This is a genomic window from Azospirillum sp. ST 5-10 (assembly GCF_051225715.1).
Taxonomy (GTDB): Bacteria; Pseudomonadota; Alphaproteobacteria; order Azospirillales; family Azospirillaceae; genus Azospirillum.
Map to the genome: position 1 here is coordinate 1 of NZ_JBPJSP010000085.1, position 1,194 is coordinate 1,194.

A 1,194-nucleotide genomic window follows, 5' to 3' on the forward strand; every position below is an offset into this window, starting at 1 on the left:
GACTTGCGAACGACCCGATGTCCAATCCACTCCCGTGAACCGGACCACAGAGCCCATCCGCCTGCGCATCCCTTCTCGATCACGTTTCACTTGTCAAAGATCCCTGCCGCATATCCCGGAGGGTTGCGGCCATCGTGACCTCGGCTGATCCTGCCTTCTGCTTGTGCGGATCTTTCACCGCTCAAACCGTTCCGACAGGCTGCTTTCGGTCTTCCGTCGGCGCCGCCGGTTCGTCTTGCGAACCGTCCAGCGCGTCGGGAGCCGGTTTATAAGCGGGGTCCCGCTCCCGGCGCAAGACTTTTTTTTCGGTCGAGGTTCGCCCCGCCGCCGCTCCACCCCGCCGCGGCGGGGTGGAGCGGCGGGTGCGGCCGCCTACTGGGCCATCCGCCAGCTGCCGTCGGGCTGCCGGCAGGCGGTGCCGGTCACCTGCTGCACCTGGCCGCCGATGGCGGCGGTCGTCTGGAACTCGCGGCAGTACTGGCCGGTCGACGAGTAGCCGTCGTTGATCGGCGTGTAGCTGCCCCAGTTGCCGTTCTGCGGGTTGTTCCAGGTGATGGTCTGGCCGACCGGCGCGGTGTAGGCCCGCGCTTCGGCCTGCTGGGCGTAGGCGGCGTCCGCACGGTCCAGCGACGCGCCGGCGGCACTGCCGACGGCGGCGCCGAGCAGCGTGCCGACGCCGACCGCCACCAGCTTGCCGGTGCCGCCGCCGAAGCGCGAGCCCGCCAAGCCGCCGACCACGGCGCCCAGCACGGCGCCCGCCGTCTGCTTGTTGCCGTAGCCGCTGCTGTACCCGCCGCCGGGATCGCTCGCCATGCACCCCGACGCCAGGAGCGCCGTGCAGAGCAGCGCCGCCACCGACCGACTGAGCCTCTTCATGTTCTTGTGCCTCGGTTGGAATGCCGTGTTACCGGTACGAACACCGTCCCCGTCAGGCCTATTCCCGAAAGGGGCAGGCGTCGCCGATTTTGCCATGACCCCGCTGCGCGGACCAACGCCGCATGCTAAGAGCCTATTCCAGTAGGGATCCGGTTTCGCCTGCTCTGTTGAACGTCCAGTGCATTGCGGCCCGGAGGTTTCAATGGGCAAGTTGGTTCAAGACGACGGCTGGCGGCTGCCGGGTGAGTTGTGGGAACGCATGGAGCCGCTGCTTCCGGAGCGCCCGGCGCACCCGCTGGGCTGCCATAACCCGCGGGT

At 68.5% G+C, this 1,194-nt stretch carries 1 protein-coding gene; it reads right to left on the reverse strand.

Annotated elements, in window-relative coordinates; translation table 11 throughout:
* Positions 1-372: 372 nt before the first annotated feature.
* Complete coding sequence (locus ACSBPG_RS31895) at positions 373-876, reverse strand: RT0821/Lpp0805 family surface protein (RefSeq protein ID WP_435541285.1); 504 nt, start codon at positions 874-876, stop codon at positions 373-375.
* Positions 877-1,194 lie beyond the last annotated feature (318 nt).

Coding starts and splice junctions, on each gene's coding strand:
- ACSBPG_RS31895 (WP_435541285.1), bottom strand. CDS start 876: ATGAAGAGGCTCAGTCGGTCGGTGGCGGCGCTGCTCTGCACGGCGCTC.